The 22986-nt window shown below is 52.4% G+C and carries 19 protein-coding genes; 15 read left to right on the plus strand and 4 right to left on the minus strand.

The genetic code is table 11. The features are described 5' to 3' along the window. The first annotated feature begins 43 nt into the window (after positions 1-43). From ACX1CU_RS02550 to ACX1CU_RS02585, 8 genes are all read left to right on the plus strand, one after another. Positions 44-550: a CS1 type fimbrial major subunit gene (locus tag ACX1CU_RS02550; protein ID WP_459401081.1), complete on the plus strand. Its 507-nt coding sequence runs from the start codon at positions 44-46 to the stop codon at positions 548-550. Positions 551-608: 58 nt separating this feature from the next. Then, on the plus strand, positions 609-3299 hold the full coding sequence (locus ACX1CU_RS02555; RefSeq protein ID WP_459401082.1) for a TcfC E-set like domain-containing protein: 2691 nt from the start codon (positions 609-611) through the stop codon (positions 3297-3299). A gap of 276 nt (positions 3300-3575) precedes the next feature. Then, positions 3576-4496, plus strand: a complete 921-nt coding sequence (locus tag ACX1CU_RS02560; RefSeq protein ID WP_459402707.1) for a CfaE/CblD family pilus tip adhesin — start codon at positions 3576-3578, stop codon at positions 4494-4496. 83 nt (positions 4497-4579) lie between these two features. Continuing rightward, entirely contained in the window at positions 4580-5197 is a 618-nt protein-coding gene (locus ACX1CU_RS02565) for a LuxR C-terminal-related transcriptional regulator (RefSeq protein ID WP_459401083.1), read from the plus strand. Between the two features lie 544 nt (positions 5198-5741). Continuing rightward, entirely contained in the window at positions 5742-7007 is a 1266-nt protein-coding gene (glyA, locus tag ACX1CU_RS02570) for a serine hydroxymethyltransferase (RefSeq protein ID WP_459401084.1), read from the plus strand. A gap of 4 nt (positions 7008-7011) precedes the next feature. After that, positions 7012-8508 carry a MocR-like pyridoxine biosynthesis transcription factor PdxR gene (gene pdxR / locus ACX1CU_RS02575; RefSeq protein WP_459401085.1) on the plus strand — a complete coding sequence of 499 codons (1497 nt, stop codon included), beginning with the start codon at positions 7012-7014 and terminating at the stop codon, positions 8506-8508. A gap of 274 nt (positions 8509-8782) precedes the next feature. Further along, the gene (locus ACX1CU_RS02580) at positions 8783-10060 is read left to right on the plus strand and encodes a benzoate/H(+) symporter BenE family transporter (protein ID WP_459401086.1); all 1278 of its coding nucleotides are present in this window, start codon (positions 8783-8785) and stop codon (positions 10058-10060) included. After that, positions 10060-10872 (plus strand): YggS family pyridoxal phosphate-dependent enzyme, encoded by an 813-nt coding sequence (locus ACX1CU_RS02585; protein ID WP_459401087.1) that lies wholly within the window; start codon positions 10060-10062, stop codon positions 10870-10872. The genes ACX1CU_RS02580 and ACX1CU_RS02585 overlap by 1 nt, the downstream gene beginning before the upstream one ends. Here ACX1CU_RS02585 and serC read toward each other — a convergent pair. Further along, the gene (gene serC / locus ACX1CU_RS02590; protein WP_459401088.1) at positions 10869-11951 is read right to left on the minus strand and encodes a 3-phosphoserine/phosphohydroxythreonine transaminase; all 1083 of its coding nucleotides are present in this window, start codon (positions 11949-11951) and stop codon (positions 10869-10871) included. The two genes, ACX1CU_RS02585 and serC, sit on opposite strands and share 4 nt — an antisense overlap. A 131-nt stretch (positions 11952-12082) precedes the next feature. Between serC and pdxR (ACX1CU_RS02595) the strand changes: the two genes are divergently transcribed. The 5 genes from pdxR (ACX1CU_RS02595) (at position 12083) to ACX1CU_RS02615 (ending at position 17390) form a co-directional block, all read left to right on the plus strand. Further along, the gene (gene pdxR / locus ACX1CU_RS02595; RefSeq protein ID WP_459401089.1) at positions 12083-13582 is read left to right on the plus strand and encodes a MocR-like pyridoxine biosynthesis transcription factor PdxR; all 1500 of its coding nucleotides are present in this window, start codon (positions 12083-12085) and stop codon (positions 13580-13582) included. A 667-nt stretch (positions 13583-14249) separates the two neighbouring features. Then, complete coding sequence (locus ACX1CU_RS02600) at positions 14250-15209, plus strand: AurF N-oxygenase family protein (protein WP_459401090.1); 960 nt, start codon at positions 14250-14252, stop codon at positions 15207-15209. Continuing rightward, complete coding sequence (locus tag ACX1CU_RS02605; protein ID WP_459401091.1) at positions 15206-16261, plus strand: 2Fe-2S iron-sulfur cluster-binding protein; 1056 nt, start codon at positions 15206-15208, stop codon at positions 16259-16261. Before ACX1CU_RS02600 ends, ACX1CU_RS02605 begins: the two co-directional genes overlap by 4 nt. 27 nt (positions 16262-16288) lie before the next feature. Continuing rightward, on the plus strand, positions 16289-16990 hold the full coding sequence (locus ACX1CU_RS02610; protein WP_459401092.1) for a glutamine amidotransferase: 702 nt from the start codon (positions 16289-16291) through the stop codon (positions 16988-16990). A gap of 49 nt (positions 16991-17039) precedes the next feature. Then, complete coding sequence (locus ACX1CU_RS02615; protein ID WP_459401093.1) at positions 17040-17390, plus strand: antibiotic biosynthesis monooxygenase family protein; 351 nt, start codon at positions 17040-17042, stop codon at positions 17388-17390. A gap of 226 nt (positions 17391-17616) precedes the next feature. Here ACX1CU_RS02615 and treC read toward each other — a convergent pair whose 3' ends face one another. Further along, positions 17617-19281: an alpha,alpha-phosphotrehalase gene (treC, locus tag ACX1CU_RS02620; RefSeq protein WP_459402708.1), complete on the minus strand. Its 1665-nt coding sequence runs from the start codon at positions 19279-19281 to the stop codon at positions 17617-17619. A 62-nt stretch (positions 19282-19343) separates the two neighbouring features. Further along, complete coding sequence (treB, locus tag ACX1CU_RS02625) at positions 19344-20759, minus strand: PTS trehalose transporter subunit IIBC (protein WP_459401094.1); 1416 nt, start codon at positions 20757-20759, stop codon at positions 19344-19346. Between the two features lie 326 nt (positions 20760-21085). Here treB and ACX1CU_RS02630 point away from each other — a divergent pair, with 326 nt between their 5' ends. Both ACX1CU_RS02630 and ACX1CU_RS02635 read left to right on the plus strand, forming a co-directional pair. Beyond that, positions 21086-21346, plus strand: coding sequence for a TA system antitoxin ParD family protein (locus ACX1CU_RS02630; RefSeq protein ID WP_459401095.1), 261 nt, complete (start codon positions 21086-21088; stop codon positions 21344-21346). Further along, positions 21297-21656 (plus strand): type II toxin-antitoxin system RelE/ParE family toxin, encoded by a 360-nt coding sequence (locus ACX1CU_RS02635; RefSeq protein WP_459401096.1) that lies wholly within the window; start codon positions 21297-21299, stop codon positions 21654-21656. The genes ACX1CU_RS02630 and ACX1CU_RS02635 overlap by 50 nt, the downstream gene beginning before the upstream one ends. A 148-nt stretch (positions 21657-21804) precedes the next feature. On the opposite strand, the gene treR is transcribed toward ACX1CU_RS02635, so the two are convergent. After that, a complete protein-coding gene (gene treR / locus ACX1CU_RS02640) occupies positions 21805-22752 on the minus strand; it encodes a trehalose operon repressor TreR (protein ID WP_459401097.1) in 948 nt (315 codons plus the stop codon). Positions 22753-22986: the final 234 nt, after the last annotated feature.

A 22986-nucleotide genomic window follows, 5' to 3' on the forward strand; every position in this document is an offset into this window, starting at 1 on the left:
TTTGGAATGAAGGGATACATCAATACCACTAATGGAGTCTTCAATGAAAAGTATTTTCAAAATTGCACTGAGTTCAGCGGTTTTATTTACCGCTGTTAACGCCAATGCCGTGCAGCAGGATATTACCGTGACGGCAGATATTGACCCTACCCTTGCTATCACGCAGGCCGATAATAGCGCGCTGCCGGCCAGCATTACGATGCAATACCTGCCGGGCCAGGGGCTGGCAGCGTATCGTAATAATATCAAGCTATGGTCAAATACGGCAGACCGCGATCTTAACGTCAGCCTAGCGTCTTCTCCTTCACTGAGCGACCAGAGCGGTGACCACGCCATTCCGCTTAGTGTAACGCTGAACGGGCAGAAACTGAGTACCACCACCACGGTGTTTAACTACGCCACGACTTTCCCAGCAGGGATCACTAATGGTTCGGCGGCAATACCGCTGATTATCTCGCAGACTAATGCTGGCGTGGCCACGGCTTCCGGCAAGTACAGCGGTATTGTCAGCCTTATCGTTACCCAGGCAACTGCAAAAAACGGTGGCTAAAAGTATTACCTCTGACAGGCGAGGCTGACGGCCTCGCCTGACTTCCTGGATGTCACGGATGAATATCAGAATCAAACCTTTATCCGCTGCGCTGGCGGCTCTGTTTTTGGTCTACAACCACGCGGCGGCATCCCCGAAGGTGCCTGCGGGCTTTGAAGATCTGGCCAAAGGGCAGGTTATCTGGCTGGATGTGTCGCTGTATGGCCGATCTCTGGGGCTTTTTCAGGCCAAGGTCGATCTCGATAATGTGTTCTTTTTGCAGCCCGATCAGATTGCAGCCGCGATTCAGGAAAAATATAACGATTCATCCGCGCCTCAATTATTGCTGCGCAGTTCGTTAAACCGGCCGCTTAAGCGCAATGGCAACCTTGCATGCAGCACCAGTGGCAATGCGCCGGGCTGTGACTTTATTGAGACCGACGCCGTCGCCGTTATTTATGACGAGAACTACGGGCGCATCAGCCTGTTCCTTGGAAAGGCATATCTGCCAGAAGAGAAAAACGACGATAAATATTACGACGTCACGATCGACAGCCGTAACGCCCTCGTGCACCAGCAAAACGTTAATTTTGTCGCCGATCAGGATTATCAGTCGGCTTCGGTGCAAGGCAACGGTTCTCTGGGGGTAACGGAAAACGGCTTTATCAACGTCGACTGGAACTGGCAGGGGCAGCGCTTCCGCTCTGACAGCGTTCAGCAGGCCGACGTGAACAACGCCTATTTCCGCCAGGACTTCATGAAACAGATCTACCTGCAGGGCGGCATCATGGACTCACGCGATATTTTCAGCAACATGGGCGGCAACATCAACCTCAGCCAGCTTCCGCTGGGTAAAATCCGTGGTGCCCGCATTGGCTCGACGCTGGCGTGGATCAATCGGGACAACGTCGTTCAGGGAACGCCGGTGACCGTTTTCCTGTCGCGGGAAGCACGTGTAGACGCCTACCGTGATGGTCAACTGCTGTCATCATTTTATCTGAGGGCCGGTGCGCAGAAGCTGGATACCCGTACCTTTCCCATCGGCAGCTATACGGTGACTCTGCGTATCCATGAAGATAATCAACTGGTCAGGACGGAAACCCTTCCCTACACCGCTACGGGCAGTGCTCCGCTGAATACTTTTCAGTGGTTTTTACAGGGGGGTAACCAGATCGGCCGTGAGCAAAATAACACCGACGAGAGTCAACGCGTGGTTCAGGGCGGATTTCGCCTTCCTCTGATCGATACGCTGTCCCTGACGGCGGGCAGCACTCTGTTAAGCAATGCCCGCTATTGGGAAAGCGCCGCAGACTGGAGCCACGGTTTCAGCAGCGGCCCCATCGATGGCGTATTGACCTCGCGGATAAGCTACCTGCACGGTAGCGAGGGTTCTCGGGGCAATATTCAACAGGTGAATTATAACGACGGCTTTTCACTCAGTTTTTACCGCTCGGAAATGACGGCCCCGGACTGTAATCAACGGGCGGAGAACCGCTACAGCTACAGCGGTTGCTATAAAAGCACCAGCCTGATGCTGTCGGTTCCCATCGCGCAATGGAACGCGAGCCTGGGCTATGCCATTAACAGCAACCAAGGGCGTTACGCCTCTCGCCGCGAACTTTCGGATGACGACATAAAACGCCTGGGCGGCGCGCCGTGGGAACAGGTTTACACCAGCCGCTCCCACAGCCGCACCTGGCAGGTGGGGCTCAGTCGTGCCTTCACGATTAATGATATCAACATCAATACCAGTATTAACGCCTTTACACGCCGGGATTCCAGCTTTGATGGCGTCGACAGCGTGGCATTCCTGAACGTCAGCCTGACGTTTGGCAGCAAGCGCAGCCTATCCTCGCTGGGGGCCAACTGGCAGAAAAGCCAGCATAGAGGGGATCGGCTGAGCTACAACGCCGCCTATAGCCGCTATACCGACGACAGCGGAGAGAACGAGTTGGGTGCATCGCTTTACGGCGTCAATGCGCAGACGGCAACCGCATCGGCCTACGCCCGCATGGGCGGCCAGTACGGTAACGGCATGCTCACCGTCAGCGACGCGTATGACCGAACGGAAAACCATCACAGGCTCAGCAGCAGCGGCAACTATGGGTCTTCGCTGGTTGTTGACCGGACCGGGCTGCTGTGGGGCCGCTGGGGTGACGGCTCTCCCTCATCGGCGATTGCGTTGAGTGTGGATACGCCTGAAGGGGATTGGGCTTCACGGGTTAACGTCTCCGTCGACAGTGCCGGGCAGGCTGACGTCAGCGGCAACAGCCGGACGGTATTTACCGTGCCCGCCTATCGCCAGTCGACCTTCAGTGTCAACGAGTCCTCCTCTGCGTTGGCGGGGATTAACAGCCAAATCAGCAAAGGGGCCGGTTCGCGAACGGTATTTTTGACACCAGGAAAAGTGTTCAGCCGCGGTATCGAGGTGACATCCCACTACACCTGGCTGGGCAGGATGACCGATGAAAATAACCAGCCGCTTGAGGGCGCGATCCCGCTAAACGTACAGTCCTGGACGCCGCTTGGGCAGGGCGGTTTTACGCTGGAAACAACGAATTTGCTGAAGACGTTGTACTTGATGAAAGAGAACGCGTTCTGGCAGTGCCAACTGAAGGTAAAAGCGATACGTGATGTGGTGCGCTGGGTGGGTACCACACAATGTGCCAGCACTGAGATGGCGAATCTGCCCAATGCCGAGCAAAAACAGGTGGAACTGATGACGGCGGGTAACCGCCATAAAGACAGCAGCACGGTTCAAAACAGGTGATGGTAAAAAACATTAAGTAAGCAGTCTTCAGGAGTCGCAATGTATCAGATTTTTTCTTTTTGCTTCACGCCCATCGGCCTCATAAGGGGATTAGCGCTAATGGTATATGGGATCCCCTTTCTGACCGCAGCATTGACTATACCTCCTGAGCCACAAAATTCATCGTTGAATGTGCGGTTTGACAAAAGAAGTCCCCCTGTCCGCTTATTTATCTGGGATAGCGTTTTTGGCGGAAGTTCAAGCCCAGAATGCACAAATAGCAATGATTGTAATAACATGGATGAATTGAATAGTTTGATTTGTTACTCAGAAAACGACGCCACCTATGGAGCGTGCCCGACAAAACTTATCTGGTACAGTAACGTTCCAGCTAACAGCCTAAAGCTTATCTTCAAACACGAGAGCAATGCCCGCGTTACGTTAAATTTAAGCAGTATAAAAGAACGGAACTCTTTAGCATCATGGCGAGCTAGCGCTACACAGAGAGGTTTCTCTGTTTATATCCCTGCATCAGAACTTAATAAGCTTAGTTTACCTGGGCGATGGCAGGCTCGTTTGGAAATGCGTGTGATGGCATGGAGTAATTGCGATACACATTTAACCACCGGTTGTAACGGTTTTCACCGGGCTGACTGGAATGCCAATATCGTGCTGGACGTTACGGATCTTGGCAGACAGCAAATCTACTTCCCGGCATTCCCTAATGCTACGCCGCAGGTGAGCCTTAACCTGAATAACCGGCCGGGTGTGCAAAACACTACCGCCAGCGGTACAACCTCGCTGGATATGTGCTTGTACGACGGCAGTAATTCATCCAGCAACCGCCTCAGCCTGCTATTTCAGGACGAAGGTGCCAGCGCATCTGGTCGCCCGGCTGGGCAATTCTCCGTTTACCGGCAAGGAGCAGATAAAAATCAGGCGGCTAACCGGCTGGACTATCAGGTCAGCGTGATAAATCCGACAACGGGAGCGGTGCAGAATGTGTCAAACGGCAGCGAAATTATCTGGACCGATACCAATCGGCGCAATATCCAACGGCAGGTGGTATTACCGGGCGGGTCGGGCGTCGCGCTATGTGTACCTGCGCCAATAACCCTGACAACACCAGCCTTTCGTCTGGCTGATAAAACGGCCGGACGTTACACCGGCAGCCTACGTATTATTTATACCCCAACAACGCAGACCGGCACGCCATAACGGTAACGTTGCATTTTTACCAGATTGGTAGGAAGTAAAACATCGCCCTGCCATTAGATGCACATTAATGAGTAGAGGGAATTATGTTAAGTATAGCTATAAGAGATAGTAATACCTTTTATGTGGATGCGCTGCGTACAATATTAAAACAGCACTTTAACGCCAGAAACACTCAGGTCATATTTACCGAGCCTGATTGCAAGCTTGTGGCGCGTGCGGACCTGGTATTTCAAGAGGTTGATCATGACATTCACTCTCTGGGTGCTCTGCCATTTTTTGGAAGACATTTTATGGGGGTTATTTTCCCCATCTGTGAATCAGAAATAAACCTCGGTCATACCCATACCGGTACTCAAGTGCTTCCCATTATTTATCGGCAGGATTCACCCTCGGTCGTCATTAACAAGGTGAGTAGGCAACTATCGCGCTTGCATAAAAGCAATATGCAGCCTTATGAAAAGTTCATGCAGAAACAAGGTGATATAGGTGATAAATATTGGCTGACGTCAAAAGAAATCGAAGTGCTCAGATTAATTAATCAGGAATACTGTCTAACGGCGATCGCTAATATCTTGAATAAAAATGTTAAAACAGTATTTTCGCAGAAAAAGTCCGCAATGAATAAGCTCAATATCACCAGTAATCTTGGGCTTTATACTTTTCTTCGGAGTCATTGGAAACTGCTTGAATTAGTGAGTTGAAATAATGCCCTGTCAAATTACAGGCTGCTTTTATCTTGGGTAAAAAGTGATTGTTGGCGGCGCGGGAATATTCCCCGCGTTAGTGGGGATAAACCGGGAAGATGACGGTGTTTTGCGTGCGTGAATATTGATCCTTCAGCAACCAATATACCGCTTCAAACGGCCAGACGCCGCATGCCAAAGAGAGGCATGCAGCGTAAAAACCTTAGCGAGTGTCCGATATTGCTGGACCACATCAATCTGATCAAGAGACAGTTTTTGCCGAGGGGCGGACGGATTGCAGGGTTAGAGATGATATACCCCAGAAAGGAGTGTGGTGGATACATAGCCAAGATATCGCGACACTCCTTTTTAGTCTGCAATTAATATATTGATTTTAAAGGAATAAAATAAAGTGGGAGAAAAAGGGCTTTTAGCCTTTGGTGGCATTGAATATCGAATGCCCAAGTGGTCTGCTCACACTGAAAAAATTGTCCGGATTATGCAGGCCATAATTGCGGTATAAGTTGGCTCCATCTGCCCCTCCAAACATTAGGAGCCTATCATGTACAACTCATCTGTGACCCTGGCTGAATTTGACGCTGAACTTGCCGAGGCAATTCAGAACGAAGCGCGCCGGCAGGAAGACCACATCGAGCTCATTGCCTCAGAAAACTATGCCAGCCCGCTGGTGATGGCCATTCAGAACTCGGTATTTACCAATAAGTATGCTGAAGGTTATCCGGGCAAACGTTTTTACAGCGGCTGCGAGTATGTTGATGTGGCAGAACGCCTGGCCATAGAGCGAGTGAAAAAGCTGTTTGACTGCGATTACGCCAATGTTCAACCGCATGCTGGCTCGCAAGCTAACACCGCCGTGTTTCTGGCATTGACTAACCCCGGTGATACCGTGATGGGGATGAATCTGTCACAAGGGGGGCACCTGACTCACGGTAACCCAGCCAACTTTTCTGGTCGGCTGTATAAGATCGTTCCCTACGGCCTTGATACGCAGACCGGGCTGATTGACTACGAAGAGATGGAGCGCATTGCGCTTGAGACCCGGCCTAAAATTCTGATTGGCGGTTTCTCTGCCTACTCCCGCTACAAAGACTGGGCACGTATGCGCAAGATTGCCGATAAGGTCGGGGCGATCTTCTGGGTGGACATGGCCCATGTGGCTGGCCTGGTGGCGGCTGGCGAATATCCAGACCCATTGCCTCACGCGCATGTCGTCACCAGTACCACTCACAAAACCCTGCGTGGCCCGCGTGGCGGGATTATCCTGTCCAAAGGGCAGAGTGAGGAATTCAACAAGAAGCTCGATTCCGCCGTGTTTCCTGGCGTTCAGGGTGGGCCATTGATGCATGTCATTGCGGCCAAGGCTGTTGCTTTCAAAGAGGCGCTGTTACCGGAATTCAGAACCTATCAGAAGAGGGTGGTCAGCAACGCGCGCACTATGGCTGCGGTACTGCAAAAACGGGGTTACAAGGTGGTCTCCGGGGGAACGGATAACCACATGATGCTGATTGACCTGTCTGATAAACCCTATACCGGTAAAGAGGCGGATGCTGCCCTGAGCCGTGCTTTTATCACCACGAATAAAAACTCAGTGCCTAACGATCCGCGTTCACCCTTCGTAACCTCGGGCGTACGTATTGGTACTCCGGCCGTTACTACTCGTGGTTTTGGCATCAATGAATGCGAACAGTTGGCAGGCTGGCTTTGTGATGTGTTGGATGCGCTGGAAAACGGCGGCAGTGAGCAAGTGACGCATCAGGTGCAAGAACTCGTGCTGGCGCTGTGCCGCCGATATCCGGTGTACGGTTGATACAATGTCAAAATCCTTTGAGCTTGAGACGCTGAGAATTCGGCTCAATGACTCTGACTTTCAGTGCCTGGATCTGCATCAGCGTATCCAACGCGCTTTACGTGCCTTGATCCTCGAAGGCGTGCTCGGCTCGAGTGTGAGGCTACCAGCAACCCGTTCGCTGGCCAAATCGCTTGGTGTTGCCCGCGATACGGTCGAAAATGCCTATGTGCAACTGCACCGCGATGGTTTCATCGTTCGACGCAAAGGCTCTGGGAGCTATGTGTCTGAGAGTGTGGGATCTGAACTGCGAGGAGCCGTTCGCAGGCGTGTTAAGCAGCAGGATGATAAGCGTAGAGCCGGGCAACCGGAGGCGGGCCTGAGCCAGCGTGGCAGAATGATCCTGGCCAGTAACGGAGTTGCCGATCAGCAGGTGATTAAAGCCTTTGCTACCGGCCTGCCTGAAACCCGTAATTTCCCGACCGACGTCTGGGAGCGCCTGCAACGTCAGGTGCTGAAGGACTGTCGTGCCAATGTATTGCTGCATGGCGATCCTCAAGGTGCTGAACCTTTACGCAAGGCGATCGCGGCCTACTTGAATCTTGAACGTGGTGCCAAGGTTTTCCCTGACCAGATCCTGGTGCTGAGCAGTACCAGGCAGTCATTGTTTCTGTGCGCACAACTGTTGGTGGATGCAGGCAAACCCATCTTGTTGGAGAACCCAGGTTACTTCGGTGCCAAGAAAGCGTTTGAATCCGCAGAGGCAAAAATTGTTCCTATTGATGTCGATGCACAAGGTATTCGTCTGGATCTGCTGCGGGCCGATCGCAGTGGTGCCAATTGCATCTACGTGACGCCTTCTCACCAATATCCTACCGGGGCAACGCTGTCGCTGGAGCGCAGGCTGGAGTTGGTTCGCTGGGCAGCCGAGAACGGTAAATGGATCATCGAGGACGATTACGACAGCGAGTTTCACTACGAAGGGTTGCCAACCGCCTGTGTCCAAGGGTTGGATAAATACCAAAGAACTATCTATCTCGGTACCTTCAGCAAGACGCTCTATCCGGGCCTTAGGATAGGCTACATGGCTTTGCCACCCGAATTGGTCAAGGCATTCACCTATGCGCGCAGCATTATGGATGGGCACACACCGCAGCTCCTTCAGCTAACCCTGGCGCATTTTATGGAGGATGGGCATTACAACTCGCATGTCCGGGCAATGCGCAAACTGTATGCCGGGCGTAGGGCGGCCTTACTGGAAGCTCTTGGTCAGCATCTGGCGGATGTTGTGACCGCGTTGCGGCCAGAGGGAGGGTTGCAGATCCCTTGTTTGTTGGCGGCCGGATGGTCAGAGGAGAGAACAATCCGGCAGGCAGCGGCGGCGGGTGTGCAATTAGCCGGGCTTAGCCGTTTGTATGCCGGAGAGGATAAAATAGAAGGTTGGATACTGGGTTATGCATCTTTGACGGACTATGAGATCGAAGCGGCGGTGCAGCATCTTGCCACTGCGCTAAGGCAGTAACCACGGGCTACCTTCCTCGAAGCATTTATCTTCTGCCGCACAAACTGCATCCTTATCCTGATGATCTGGTCATTGTCACCAAGATCGGTGCCCGGCGCGGTGAGGGCGGATCATGGCTTTTTCACTGTATTGCCCCAGTTGGGCCTGTAAAGTAATTATGTTGTAAAAGTGGTCTGCTATAAATGTGAAAAGTGTACTGATTAAACAGTCCATACGTGCGGTATAAAATAACCTCTATTAGCCAAAGTAAAGCTACAGAAGGAACCGCCACATTATGTCTTCCTCAACCTCTTCAAAGCCTTTAACTTCGACGTCCTCCGTTCGCTTAAGGGATCTTATACATCCGATCGTTGCAGGGCTGATCTCGGTGATTGTCAATTATGGTGGTACCTTCATTCTGGTCTTCCAGGCGGCGAAAGTGGCAGGCCTCAGCCCTGAACTGACCGCTTCGTGGGTGTGGTCTATCTCAATTGGTGTGGGCGTCACGGGGATTCTTCTCAGTTGGGCTTCTCGTGAGCCGATCATTACGGCCTGGTCAACGCCTGCTGCTGCATTTCTGGTGGTGGCTTTGGCAACAACGTCTTATGCCGAGGCGGTGGGGGCGTATCTGATCTCGGCCGCCGCCTTTGTGGTGCTCGGTTTGTCAGGCTATTTCGAGAAGCTAATCCGCCTGATCCCTGCGGGGGTGGCTTCCGGGTTGCTGGCAGGCATCCTGTTGCAGTTTGGCATCGGTGCCTTTGGCGGTATGAGTATTGATCCCATGCTGGCAGGCATGCTGATTATTGCCTATGTGGTGCTCAAACGTTTTACCGCACGTTATGCCGTGGTGGGGATCTTGGTGCTGGGTTTGGCTTTCTTGCTTACTCAAGGACGTGTTGATCTGTCCGGGCTGGAGCTTCAGTTTGCTGCCCCGGTATTCACGATGCCGGTATTTTCGTTAAATTCCTTACTGAGTGTCGCGCTGCCGCTGTTCCTGATTACCCTGACTGGGCAATACATGCCTGGCATGCTGGTACTGCGTAACGACGGTTTTAAAACCAGTGCCAATCCGATCATAACGATTACCGGGCTCGGTTCCCTGCTCATGGCTCCGTTTGGCTCACATGCGTTCAACATTGCGGCTATCACGGCCGCGATTTGTACTGGTAAGGAAGCGCACGAAGACCCGTCTAAACGATGGGTTGCAGGTATTGCCGCAGGCTTGTTCTACATCCTCGTCGGGGTGTTTGGTGTAACGCTGGCAGCCGTTTTCATGGCCTTTCCGGCAACGTTCATCACCACGTTAGCGGGGCTGGCCTTGCTTGGAACGATAGGTGGCAGCCTCGCCAGTGCAATGGCCGATCCGAAATCCCGCGAGGCTGCGTTGATCACTTTTCTGGCCGCGGCTGCCAATATCAAGCTATTCGGTATCGGCGGTGCTTTCTGGGGACTGCTGATTGGGCTGGTTGCTTACGCGGTACTCAATGGCCGTTTACCTCGCAGAGCCTCAACTTCCCAAGATGCCAATCCTTCGGTTTCAGAGCCTAGAGCCAGTAAAGGAGCCGCTAATTGATGCCAACGCCATCTGACGCTGATGAAACGTTATTCGAAACCAAGACCGTGCATGACCGCCACGGCCTTTATCCGCAGGCTAATAGCGTTGAGGATTTTCGGCATAATTTGACCCTGGTTGGCGAGCGTATCGCCAGCGCTTGCAGGCGTATTGGCCGTGATCCGGCAAGCGTGCGTCTGTTGCCGGTGAGCAAGACTTTTGATGTTGCTCATTTGCGTCTTGCCTATGCCGCAGGCTGTCGGCAATTTGGTGAGAACAAGGTGCAGGAGGCGAATCGTAAGTGGGGATCTCTGTCCGATTTGGCCGACCTGAATTGGTCGGTTATAGGCCACCTGCAAACCAATAAAGCCAAGCTGGTAGCGCGCTTTGCCTCAGAGTTTCAAGCTCTTGACAGCTTGCGCGTGGCCGAGGCATTGGAGCGTCGTCTACAGGCAGAAGGGCGCAGCCTGGATGTGTTTGTCCAGGTCAACACCTCGGGTGAGGCCAGTAAGTATGGTTTACCGCCAGAAGAGGTGATGGCTTTTTTGCAGGCATTGCCTGCATTCTCTGCACTTCGTGTACGCGGTTTGATGACACTTGCCATATTTTCATCAGAAGCGGTTCGTGTTCGAGCCTGTTTCGTACGGTTACGCAAACTCCGCGATCGTCTGCGACAGGAGACTTCAACCGGTATTGGATTGGATGAGCTTTCTATGGGGATGTCTGGCGACTTCGAAATTGCTATTGAAGAAGGTGCCACAGTAGTCCGTGTGGGCCAGGCTATCTTTGGCGCGCGTGCGCTACCAGATGCCTATTACTGGCCCGGGGGCTAGCCACGGACCCGCTGGAAGTCGTTCATAAAGTCGGCTAATACCTCAACAGCATTGAGCGTAACGGCGTTATAAATACTGGCTCTAACCCCCCCTGTGGATGCATGCCCTTTTAGCCCTTTTAACCCATTCTGGTCTGCCAGTTGGAGAAAGTCCTGTTCAAGGGATGCATCAGCCAGAACAAAAGGGATATTGTTGATAGAACGGAAAGCGGGTTGCACTGTGTTAATGTAAAAACCGTTGCTGTTGTCAATCGTGCGATACAGCAGTTCTGCCTTTTCCGTGTTGACTTGATGGATGCCACTAATCCCTCCTGAACGTAGAATCCATTTGAGCGTCAATCCAGTGAGATACCAGGAAAATGTTGCCGGTGTATTAAGCATGGATTCGTTTTGCGCCTGAATGGCATAGTTCAGAATGTCAGGCGTGATAGCCAATGGTGCATCAAGCAGCGCCTCATCGACGATCACTATTGATACGCCAGCAGGTCCGATATTTTTTTGTGCGGCGGCATAAATAAGACCGTGTTTCTCCACCTCGATAGGCTTGGATAGCAGGCTTGAACAGGCATCGCAAACCAAAGGAACCAGTGAGGCCGGTGTTGCGGGGAATTGAACGCCATGAACCGTCTCATTCTCTGTATAGTGCAGGTATGCGGCGTCAGGATTAAGTTGCCAGCCAGTGGCGGCGGGAATGTGGTTAAAGCCCGAAGATGCGTTGCTACTCACAATTCGGGCATCGCAGTATCGCTTGGCAGCACTGATAGCTTTGCCCGACCAAAGCCCGGTGTGCAAATAATCCGCCGTGTCTTTGCCACGCAGCAGGTTCATTGGGACTTGTGAGAATTGCATGGAAGCGCCTCCTTGAAGAAATAAGACTTTGTAGTCGCTGGGAACGTTCAAAAGGGCACGTAGGTCGCTTTCAGCTTGCCTTGCTATGTCGATGAAAATCTCTGAACGATGGCTTATTTCCATCACGGACATACCCGATCCGGCAAAGTCGAAAAATTCCTCGTGGGCTTCCTGGAGTACTTCAAGTGGTAGTGCTGCTGGGCCTGCGCTGAAGTTATACGATCTTTCCATATTTTTTCGGCCTTGCTTAAGGTTAGATGTGATGCTGCGTGTCACTGATTAACACTCAGTGGTGAGAAATAGAGTCTAACGATAAAATGGTCTGTTTCAGTAGGCCATTTTTATTCCCTGAGGCAGACCTAATGGCAAAATGCTTTGAGCTTGAAACATTGAGAATTCGGCTCAATGATGCTGATTTTCAATGTCTGGATCTGCACCAGCGCATTCAGCGTGCATTGCGTACCCTGATCCTTGATGGTGTGCTTGGTTCGGACATTAAGTTGCCAGCCACCCGTACGTTAGCCAAATCACTGGGTGTTGCCCGTGACACCGTAGAGAATGCCTATGTGCAGTTGCACCGTGATGGTTTCATCGTCCGGCGCAAGGGCTCTGGGAGCTATGTGTCTGCAACCGTAGGTACTGAACTGCGAGGCGTGGCGCGCAGGCTTGCCAAACCTCTGGGCCATAAGCCGAGTGAGATGGAACCGGGGGCAGGCCTGAGCCGACGCGGACGAATGATTTTTGAGAGTGAAGGGGTTGCCGATCAACGGGTGATTAAAGCCTTTGCTACCGGCCTGCCTGAAACCCGTAATTTCCCGACCGACGTCTGGGAGCGCCTGCAACGTCAGGTGCTGAAGGACTGTCGTGCCAATGTATTGCTGCATGGCGATCCTCAAGGTGCTGAACCTTTACGCAAGGCGATTGCGTCCTACTTGAATCTTGAACGTGGTGCCAAGGTTTTTCCTGACCAGATCCTGGTGCTGAGCAGTACCAGGCAGTCATTGTTTCTGTGCGCACAACTGTTGGTGGACGCAGGCAAACCCATTTTGTTGGAGAACCCGGGTTACTTCGGTGCCAAGAAAGCGTTTGAATCCGCAGAGGCAAGAATTGTTCCTATTGATGTTGATGAACAAGGTATTCGTCTGGATCTGCTGCGGGCCGATCGCAGTGGTGCCAATTGCATCTACGTGACGCCTTCTCACCAATATCCTACCGGGGCAACGCTGTCGCTGGAGCGCAGGCTTGAGCTGATCAATTGGGCAGCCGAGAACGGCAAATGGATCATCGAGGACGATTACGACAGCGAGTTTCACTACGAAGGCTTGCCAACCGCCTGTGTCCAAGGGCTGGATAAATACCAAAGAACTATCTATCTCGGTACCTTCAGCAAGACGCTCTATCCGGGCCTCAGGATAGGCTACATGGCTTTGCCACCCGAATTGGTCAAGGCATTCACCTATGCGCGCAGCATCATAGACGGGCACACACCGCAACTCCTTCAGCTAACCCTGGCGCGTTTTATGGAGGATGGACATTACAACTCGCATGTCCGGGCAATGCGCAAACTGTATGCCGGGCGCAGGGAAATTATGCTTGAGGCTATCGACAGGCACCTGGGAGGTATTGTGACTGCATTGCGACCAGAGGGCGGGCTACAAATCCCCTGTCTGTTGGCTCCTGGGTGGTCTGAAGAGCAGACGATCCGGCAGGCGGCAGCGGCGGGCGTACAATTACCAGGACTCAGCCGATTGTATGCTGGTGAGGATAAAAAGCAGGGCTGGATATTGGGTTACTCCTCCTTGACGGCTTATGAAATAGAGGCCGCGATGCAGCGCCTTGCCAACGCGTTAAGGCAACAATAGCGTCGTTCACCTACCTCAGCCTGTTGAGTGCGTGTTTCCCACATAGGACCGAAATAACCTGAGTGTGCGGGCGGTATCCCCACGCGAGTACCTAATGTGATGTTATCGCTATAAAGGCTGCCAAGATAGGCCACGTTTTTCAGTTTATACAGACCATTTATCAACCTGAAAATCAGGTTGGTTTCAGCACCGTGTTCATCAAAATGTATAAATTAACGTTATAGAGATCTTTATCACATATCCGCCATTCTGATGGTAACAACTCCTGGAATTAAACCTCTCCGCCATAGGTAAGCGAAAACGGTGGGGCTGACTGCTATTGATGATGCTGCATGAGTGTTAGCAATTCTTAAGGGATGAAGTATTTCCATTTATCTTAAAGTGGTCTGGTGAGTATGGGGGGAATGGACTATCGAATGAGTCCATATTATCACTAGGCTCATTTAGGGATCTCAGTATTGGCACCCAGAGTAGATAGTTGTTTTTTCATGAATTATTTAGGGATCCTTCAGTGCTGTTGCCGGGGCGTTCCTCATGCTGTTGAAGGTACGAGTGAAAGGCATTGGGTTACTTACTCGAACTCTTTCATACGGCAGCTTGGAGGCGGCTGGCGCAGCAAGGAATAGGCTAATTATAAGAATGCAGTCTTGCTACAAGGATATTCGACATGAAAATTTTGAGTTCTGAAACTAACAACACCGTTCACACCATGCTGAAAAAGTTATCAACTCTCTGGAAAAGTCGTGCGGCAGTTAATCAGGAATTACCTGACTATTGGGATCTGGCATTTGACTCATCCAAGGAGGATTTCACCCGTTCTTTGTTGCCATTTCGTCATCATCAGGCCTGGCAAGAAGCCCCTGAAGCACTTCAATCTGAATGTCTCTCCTATGCGTGGGGGATCTATAACCTGAAGACTATTTATATTGAATGCAACGTAGTTACACCGGCCTGCGAGGACATCATCAAGACGCCACCACCCAGTGCGAATCGTATGCTACTGCAGGACGTGATGTCAGAGGCCCTTTTGGACGAAGCTTTGCACACCCGCATGTCAATCATGGCATGCAACTATATCTACGAAATGCGCAAAATTCCGCCCCTCGACTTTGCAAATTTTAATCTGGTTACATGGCGTGAGGGGCTTCTGGCTGACTGTGGTGCCGAATGGGAGCGCCGCCTGACACGTTTTTCCATTGCGTGCGCCAGTGAGACGCTGATCACCGACTACCTGAAAACAATGGCGACAGACACAACTATTCAGCCGATTTGTCATGAGGTTACACGTACACATGCCATGGATGAGTGGGCTCATTCCAGCGTATTCAGTCTTGTAGCGACCGATATCGTGCAAAACATCAGCCGTAAAGAGCGTGAATACATGCGGACAATCATCCTCAAAACCGTACAAATGTTCGCCAACAACGAACTGGGCGCATGGGGAAAGGTGTTCTCCATGCTGAAGTTCCCCCATGCACGGGACATTCTTCATGATGTCAGCGACAGCAATGAGATTAGCGTTTACACGGACTCTGTGGAGAAACTCATCGACAGGATAGGGTTGACGAGCAAGCCCTATGCCTCTGTGAAAGCTGATTTATCCTCGCCTCAGGAGACGTGCCCATGAGCTCCATTATTCAGGCTCGTTGTGAAGGGGCGGTATCAGAAGTTGGGGGCGTCAAGGTTTTCACTATGCGGGTACAAAATGCGTCAGCTGAATTTCTAAATTCGCTTCAACCAGGCAGATATGTCGCGATTCACTATCCGGATACCTTTGGTGAGCTCCAGCAGAGAATTTACTCAATTACCCGCAAGCAGGGCAGGGATCTGTTCGAAATTGCGGTGAAGCGTTCGAATTATGGCGGGGTATCGGACCATTTACATTCAACTCTCCATGAGGATGGGGTTATGTCCCTGCAATATGTGGCTGGTGACATTTCAGTAGAGTCAATCGCTCATCATCAACGTATCGGTATGGTGGCGGGAGGGATCGGCATCACTTTGCCCCTCGCTTTGCTTCGAGAGTTAGCTGTGCGTGCGGATATAGGCCAACCGGTGCCTGATGTTGTACTGCTGCTGAGTGTGCCGAAAATTGCCGACATCCCTTTCCTGTACGAACTGCTGCAACTGGCACTTACCACAACATGGTTCACTTTCCGTGTGTTTATTACCCAGGAGAGTGTCCAGCCGAGCGATCATTTTGCTCCTGGCAGACTCTCCGCAGACTCTTTGAAGGTTTTGGAGCAACCCCAAGCCGTGGTTATATGCGGCAGCCACTCTTTCGCGGATACGTTTCGTGAGCATGCTGCTGCCGAGTTTCCGTCTGCCCGGCTATTGATAGAGGCATTCACATCTCCGGCCAGCGCAATGCTGCCAGAGAGGCAGCATGAAGAGGCCGGGCAGACTGTGAAACTGCGTATTGCCGACAGCGAGCAGACCATCGAATCTCCCTTGGGCAAAAGCCTGCTGGAAATTCTGGAGTCCAGCGGTATTCCTATTCGTAGTCAATGCCGAGCGGGTATCTGTGGTAACTGCCGCGTCAGGGTTTCCGAGGGTGAGTGTCGCTTTGAATCGGATTTTTGTCTCAGTGATGAAGATAAAAATGCTGGCTATGCCTTGGCGTGCTGCACTTTTCCATTATCTGGAAACTTGACGGTGAGTTTGGGTCTTGCCGGGTAACGCTGCCATCTTGCTAATGGGATTTGTATGAAAACAGCCATCGCACTACGCCATATTCATTTTGAAGATGTAGGCACGCTAGACACGGCACTATCTGAGCAAGGCTATGAGGTGAGATACCTCGATCCGACAGTCGACGAACTTGACAACACAGAGGTGCAACAGGCCGATCTGCTGATTGTTCTAGGGGGCCCGATCGGCGCATACGATGAGCGGGTTTACCCCTTCCTGGAGGGAGAATTAGCCATTGTGCGACAACGATTGCAGTCTGGTAAGCCTTTGCTGGGGATTTGTCTGGGAGCCCAGCTCATTGCCCGAGTCCTTGGCGCGAATGTCTATCCTCTGGGAGTCAAAGAAATAGGCTTTACCTCGCTGACGTTGACTGATGATGGTAGGGAGTCCGTACTTGCCGCCCTGGAAGATATTCCGGTGCTGCATTGGCACGGCGATCAGTTTGACATTCCAGCGGCAGGTGTTCGCTTGGCCAGTACATCGCTTGGCGCAAACCAGGCGTTTTCGGTAGGCCCCAATGTCCTTGGGCTGCAATTTCATCTGGAAGCGGATGTACACAAGATTGAGCATTGGTTGGTCGGTCATGCAAGCGAGTTAGGACAGGTAGGGATCAACCCTGGCCTGTTGCGTGCAGATGCTGCCCGATTAGGTGATCGCCTGGCGACGGCAGCGCATACCGTTTTTACCATCTGGCTGCGCAACCTTGAACAGGACTGAGCGAGTGTTGCAATAAATATCTTTGTTGAGCAATGACGAGGAGTCAAAAATGATTGTCGTATTATTTGAATTACAGGCAGTTGAAGGGCAACAGCAAACCTATGTGGATTTAGTGAACAAATTGACACCACTTCTGGAACCGATGGACGGTTTTATTGGCGTTGAGTGTTTTCAAAGCACGGTAAATCCTGAAAAAGTACTGTCAGTCACCACCTGGAGGGATGAAGAAGCGGTGGTACAGTGGCGAAATGTACAGGCACATTTGTCTGCTCAACAAGCTGGCCGAGACAAGATATTTCATGACTACCGTGTACGCGTGACATCGGTAATAAGAGATTATGGTTTACATCAACGTGAACAGGCACCAGAAGATAGCCTGGTTGGTCGACATTCGGGGTGATGATTAAAGCAGAAGCTTTACGCTATGGAGGAAAGGGCATTGCCCTTTCCTCCATAGTGTTGTTTGAGATACCTGATTAACAATACTGAAATGCAACAAGCTGTTGATTGGCTGAATTGTGCAGAGTTACGTTTGCTGCCGCACAGGCAGCTGAAATAATGCGATAAATAACCAGCCGCCATTTTGTGGTATTCCCCGCGTTAGGGGGAATACCACAGAGAAAAGATTACCCCTTCACCAGCCAATATACCGCCTCAAACGGCCGCAGCGTCATGGCCTGCGGTTGTTCCGCCGCATCTGTGTAGTTGCTCATCAAGGGTTGCCACACATCGGCCAGCTCAACGCCTGCGGCGTTCCACGCCAAAGGTTCGCGGCTCAGGTTAGCCACCACCAACAATCGCTGCCCATTCCAACTGCGCTGATAGCACCATAATGCCGGGTGATCCGGGGCCAGATCCTGATAATCACCGTGCGTCAGCAGTGGATACTGCTTGCGCAGGGCGATCAGGTGGCGATAGGCATAAAATACCGAATCCCGATCCGCCAGCGCCGCTTCGGCGTTAATCTGCGGGTAATTCTCTGCGCAGGCGATCCACGGTGTGCCGCGGGTAAAACCGGCGTGGGCGCTGGCGTTCCACTGCATCGGCGTGCGGCTGTTGTCGCGCGACTTGCTGGCCAGGATCGCCAGCAGTTCGGCGTCGCTTCTGCCCTGTGCGCTCAGCTCGGCGTACATATTCAGGCTTTCCACATCACGATATTGATCGATATGGTTAAAACCAGGATTGGTCATGCCGATCTCTTCACCCTGATAAATATACGGCGTGCCCTGCATGCCGTGCAGCAGCATCGCCAGCATCTTGGCGGCGGTGACGCGCAGCTCACCTTCGTCGCCAAAGCGGGACACGATGCGCGGCTGATCGTGGTTACACCAGAACAGCGCGTTCCAGGCGCTGTTGTGCATGCCTTGCTGCCAGTGGCGGAAAATCTGCTTCAGCTCGACGTAATTGGGCGCTGCCAGCGTCCATTTCTGCCCGTTAGCGTAGTCCACCTTCAGGTGATGGAAGTTGAAGGTCATCGACAGCTCTGCGCCGCTGTGCGCTGCGTACTGCTGGCAGTGTTCCAGCGAAGTGGAAGACATTTCGCCCACGGTCATCAGGCCGCGCGGCTGAAACACTTCACGGCTCATTTCCTGCAAGAACTCGTGGATGCGCGGGCCATCGGTGTAAAAACGGCGGCCATCGCCTTGGGTGTCGTTGGGGAAATCCTGTTGTTTAGACACCAGATTAATCACGTCGAGGCGCAATCCGTCGACGCCCTTATCCGCCCAGAACTGACACACTTTCTTTAACTCTTCGCGCACCGGCGGGTGTTCCCAGTTGAGATCGGCCTGCTCGGTGGCGAACAGATGCAGGTAATACTGGCCGCTGTCGGCATGCCATTGCCAGGCGTTGCCGCCGAACTTGGAACGCCAGTTATTGGGTGGAGTATCCGCTTCGCCGTCGCGCCAGATATAGAACTGGCGCTGCGGGCTGTTAGGATCCTGTGCCGCCTTAAACCACGGGTGCTCGGTGGAGGTATGGTTGAACACCATATCCATCACGATGCGGATGCCGCGCTGGTGGGCCTCTGCCACCAACTGCTCGAAGTCCGCCAGTGTGCCATAGGCCGGATCGATGGCGCAGTAGTCGGCCACGTCGTAGCCGTTATCCACCTGTGGTGAAACATACACCGGCGTCAGCCAGATGGCGTCGATCCCCAGTTCCTGTAAATAGTCCAGCCGCTGGATAACCCCCGCCAGATCGCCATAGCCGTTACCGGTGCTATCTTGGAAGCTCTTCGGGTAGATTTGATAGATGACACCGTTTTGCCACCAGGGGGTAGGATTGCTCATCGGAACCTTAGCCTCTTTATGTATTGCCATAGGCCCACCCGCAGGCGGGCCCGTTTATTGATTCAGACCGGCAACTCGCCGCGGCTGGCTTTGCGTTTGTACACCATGATGGTCAACAACAGCGGGACTACCATGGCTACCAGAATCGCCAGAGAATAGATTGCCCAGAACTGCGGTTTAATGGAGAGAATGCCCGGCAAACCGCCGACGCCGATACCGTTGGCCATCACGCCGGTCAACCCGCAGATCAGGCCAGCCATGGCTGAGCCGATCATGGCGCACAGCATTGGGAAACGGTATTTGAGGTTGATGCCGTACATCGCCGGTTCGGTAACGCCGAGGTAGGCGGAGATTGCCGCCGGGACTGAAATTTCACGCTCGTTGGCCTTGCGGCTGATAATGATGATGCCGAGCACCGCCGAAGCCTGCGCGATGTTAGAAAGCGCAATCAGCGGCCAGACCGGCGTGCCGCCCATGCTTTGGATCATCTGCATGTCGATCGCCAGCGTGGTCTGATGCACACCGGTAATCACCAGCGGCGCATACAGGAAGCCAAACAGCGCAGCGCCGATCGGCGCAAAGCTGCCGGTCATCACCGCTTTTACCGCCCAGGCTACGCCGTCGCCGATCATGCGGCCAAACGGGCCGATCAGCGTATGCGCCAGGAACACCGCCAGCAGCAGAGAAACCACCGGCACCACCACCAGGTACAGATAATCCGGCACGATCTTTTTCAAGCGGGTTTCGATCCAGCCCAGCGTTAAGCCTGCGAGGATCGACGGGATCACCTGCGCCTGATAACCCACTTTCTGAATGGTGAACCAGCCGAAGTTCCACACTTCCGGCACCTGCTGGCCGAGCAGGTAGGAGTTCATTAGCTGGGGTGAAACCAGGGTAATCCCCATCACGATGCCGAGCACCGGCGTGCCGCCCATCTTTTTCACCGTTGACCAACAGATGGCGACCGGCAGGAACATAAAGATCGCTTCACCGAGCAGCCACAGGAAATCGTAAATGGTTTTCCAGGCCGGGTGCATCTGGGCCAGCGTTTGGCCGCCAGACATCGGGATATCGCCGATCACGTTGCGGAAACCGAGGATCAAACCACCGCTGATCAACGCAGGCAGCAGCGGGAAGAAGATTTCGGCGAAGTGCGAGATGGCGCGCTCAGACCAGGTCATGTTCTGGCGTGCGGCCAGTTTGGCCTGCTCTTTGTTGGCTTCGTTGTTGCCAGTGGTGGCGATCAACGCCTGATAGTAATCGCCCACTTCCGGGCCAATCACCACCTGGAACTGCCCGGCGTTGGTAAAGCAACCTTTGACCATTCGCAGCTCTTCGATCGCTTTGGGGTCGGCCTTGGCGGGATCGTTAAGCACGAAACGCAAGCGGGTAATACAGTGGCTGACGGTGGCGATATTCTCGCGGCCGCCCACCAGCACAATCAGACGGTCAATATCCTGCTGCTGAACTTTACTCATGATGAAACCCTTTTTTAGGCGCAGAGGTGGGGATAAAGAAAGCTTAGTCATTCGTAGGTTTTTATGAAATGGGAACGTTCCCATTTTGGGTTGAGGATCACAGAATGGTTAATAAAGGTTCAAAATGGCTCTGGTATTGGGCAGAGGAAGCGTTACTGTTTTTATGGCAAAACACATTCTTTTGCGACAAAAGATGGCAAACTGGCTTGTGCGATGCGATCTTTTATCGCAAGCTGTGAGTATCCAAAGTCGTATTGGATATCTTTATCCTAGGTATCGCTAGGATAGATCGTAGAGAAATTTTAATAGAGTTAAGAGGTTATTCCATGACGACTGCAATTAGTGTTCGTCTCGATGGGGGCTTTGTTGAGGATGTGAAAGTGTATGCCGACGCTTCGAGCCGCAGCGTACCTAAACAGATCGAGTATTGGGCCAAGATAGGCCGTATGGCCGAGGACAATCCCGACCTGCCATTCTCCTTCATCAAAGAAGCGTTGTTGGCAAAAAGCGAAGTTGATAATGGCAGAATGAAAAAGTATGAACGAAGAACAGCAAGAAGCGCTACCAAGGACACCAAACAAGCCTGATGTTTACGAAACCCGGCGATTTAGCAAAGCTCTGGACAGGTTGCACACGGACGTGCTGCAACAGGTTGAAGACGAAATTGATAAAATAATCGCCGAACCAACCATTGGTGAACAAAAGAAGGGCGACTTAAAGCATTTGTGGGTGCATAAGTTTGTTATCAATGAGCAGTTGTACCTACTGGGTTACAGCTGGGTTGAGGATAAGCTGGTACTGTATCTTATGACGCTTGGATCACATGAGAACTTCTATGACGAACAAAAAAAGCACCGCAAGAAAGATCTAAAAGACATCGAGAAGCTTCTTAAATAGAACCGCCGAAAAAGGCGGTTTTTTTATCACAGAAAATCAATGTACCCAAAATAATCCGAGCTGCTTGCAGGCGACAGAACGCAGCCAACACCCAAGCAACTTGAAGTATGAAGGGGATAGACCCCCATAATCCGTGACCTGCGTTTAATCAGGCCAGCTTGCTGGGGATAATGATCTGGCGAATACCTAACTCACCGCTGAGCTGGCCCAGTAGCTGTTGGGCAGCCTGCTGCCCGGCGGAACCATAGCCAAGCTCCACTGAAAATACCTCAGGGAACAGGAAGTTAAGCAACGGAGTATTGCCGATCGCACACACCTGTAACGGCGTAATCTGCTGCTGTTGCAGGTATTTCATCGCGCCGAGGGCGATGGTATCAGACGCGCACACCAGCGCGGTGGTGTGTGGCTCAATCACGCTGGCGGCCAGTTGGAAACCGCTCTGATAGTTCAGTTCACCGAGTGCGGCAACCGGCGGGATCTTTAACTCACGGCAGGTGTCGATATAGGCCTGGTGGCGGTGCATCCCGGTGGTGGCATCCGCTTCCTGCACGCCGAGGTAGCTGATATGGGTATGGCCTTGCTTGCGCAACCGCTGCATCAGCAGTTTCACCGCGCCGTCATCGTCGTAACAGACGGAAGAAATTCCGGGGTAGTCACGCGCCATCACCACCATTTTTTCCTGCCAGGGTGCGAGCATCGCGGCGGTCAGGCCGGTAAAGCCGAACAGGATCACCCCGTCGACATGGCGCTGTTGCAGTACATGCAGATGTTCCTGTACCAGCCGGGTTTCAAACTGGCTTTCCATCACGATCGGGTCAAAACCCTGCTGATACAGCAACGGCAGCATGGTGCGCACCGCCTGGTTTTCCGACGGTGAATCCAGCCGCGAAACGATAATAGCCACCACTTTATCGCTTTGGCCGCGCATGGCACGCGCCGACTTGGATGGCGTAAACCCATGGCTGCGGATCACCGCTTCCACCCGTTCACGGGTTTGCGGGCTTACGCTGCCTTCGTTATTGAGCACGCGCGAGACGGTGGACTTACCTACTCCGCTGAGGCGGGCGATATCCTTGATTGTCAGCCGGTTTTGCATGGTTTAGTTATCGTTTAGGTTAATAGGCTTAAAGTTACAACAGACGATCTATGCCCGCCACAATAGCGTATTTTTCTCAACGAATCTTTGCGCAAAACAGAATGACCGCGATTGTCATTCACTCTTTTTATTTACCGGAGAGATTACCCGTATGGATCCTGATCCTAGCCCCGAAAACAGCTATTCGGTTCCCCGGTAAAGCCTCTTCGCGCTGCGTGGCTGTTTTATCGGTGA

This window comes from Serratia sp. D1N4, from assembly GCF_054552755.1.

Coding starts and splice junctions, on each gene's coding strand:
- ACX1CU_RS02560 (WP_459402707.1), top strand. CDS start 3,576: ATGGATGAATTGAATAGTTTGATTTGTTACTCAGAAAACGACGCCACC.
- ACX1CU_RS02635 (WP_459401096.1), top strand. CDS start 21,297: ATGAACGAAGAACAGCAAGAAGCGCTACCAAGGACACCAAACAAGCCT.
- ACX1CU_RS02630 (WP_459401095.1), top strand. CDS start 21,086: ATGACGACTGCAATTAGTGTTCGTCTCGATGGGGGCTTTGTTGAGGAT.
- ACX1CU_RS02585 (WP_459401087.1), top strand. CDS start 10,060: ATGCCAACGCCATCTGACGCTGATGAAACGTTATTCGAAACCAAGACC.
- treR (WP_459401097.1), bottom strand. CDS start 22,752: ATGCAAAACCGGCTGACAATCAAGGATATCGCCCGCCTCAGCGGAGTA.
- ACX1CU_RS02605 (WP_459401091.1), top strand. CDS start 15,206: ATGAGCTCCATTATTCAGGCTCGTTGTGAAGGGGCGGTATCAGAAGTT.
- treB (WP_459401094.1), bottom strand. CDS start 20,759: ATGAGTAAAGTTCAGCAGCAGGATATTGACCGTCTGATTGTGCTGGTG.
- ACX1CU_RS02615 (WP_459401093.1), top strand. CDS start 17,040: ATGATTGTCGTATTATTTGAATTACAGGCAGTTGAAGGGCAACAGCAA.
- pdxR (WP_459401085.1), top strand. CDS start 7,012: ATGTCAAAATCCTTTGAGCTTGAGACGCTGAGAATTCGGCTCAATGAC.
- serC (WP_459401088.1), bottom strand. CDS start 11,951: ATGGAAAGATCGTATAACTTCAGCGCAGGCCCAGCAGCACTACCACTT.
- ACX1CU_RS02600 (WP_459401090.1), top strand. CDS start 14,250: ATGAAAATTTTGAGTTCTGAAACTAACAACACCGTTCACACCATGCTG.
- ACX1CU_RS02550 (WP_459401081.1), top strand. CDS start 44: ATGAAAAGTATTTTCAAAATTGCACTGAGTTCAGCGGTTTTATTTACC.
- ACX1CU_RS02565 (WP_459401083.1), top strand. CDS start 4,580: ATGTTAAGTATAGCTATAAGAGATAGTAATACCTTTTATGTGGATGCG.
- ACX1CU_RS02610 (WP_459401092.1), top strand. CDS start 16,289: ATGAAAACAGCCATCGCACTACGCCATATTCATTTTGAAGATGTAGGC.
- ACX1CU_RS02580 (WP_459401086.1), top strand. CDS start 8,783: ATGTCTTCCTCAACCTCTTCAAAGCCTTTAACTTCGACGTCCTCCGTT.
- treC (WP_459402708.1), bottom strand. CDS start 19,281: ATGAGCAATCCTACCCCCTGGTGGCAAAACGGTGTCATCTATCAAATC.
- glyA (WP_459401084.1), top strand. CDS start 5,742: ATGTACAACTCATCTGTGACCCTGGCTGAATTTGACGCTGAACTTGCC.
- pdxR (WP_459401089.1), top strand. CDS start 12,083: ATGGCAAAATGCTTTGAGCTTGAAACATTGAGAATTCGGCTCAATGAT.
- ACX1CU_RS02555 (WP_459401082.1), top strand. CDS start 609: ATGAATATCAGAATCAAACCTTTATCCGCTGCGCTGGCGGCTCTGTTT.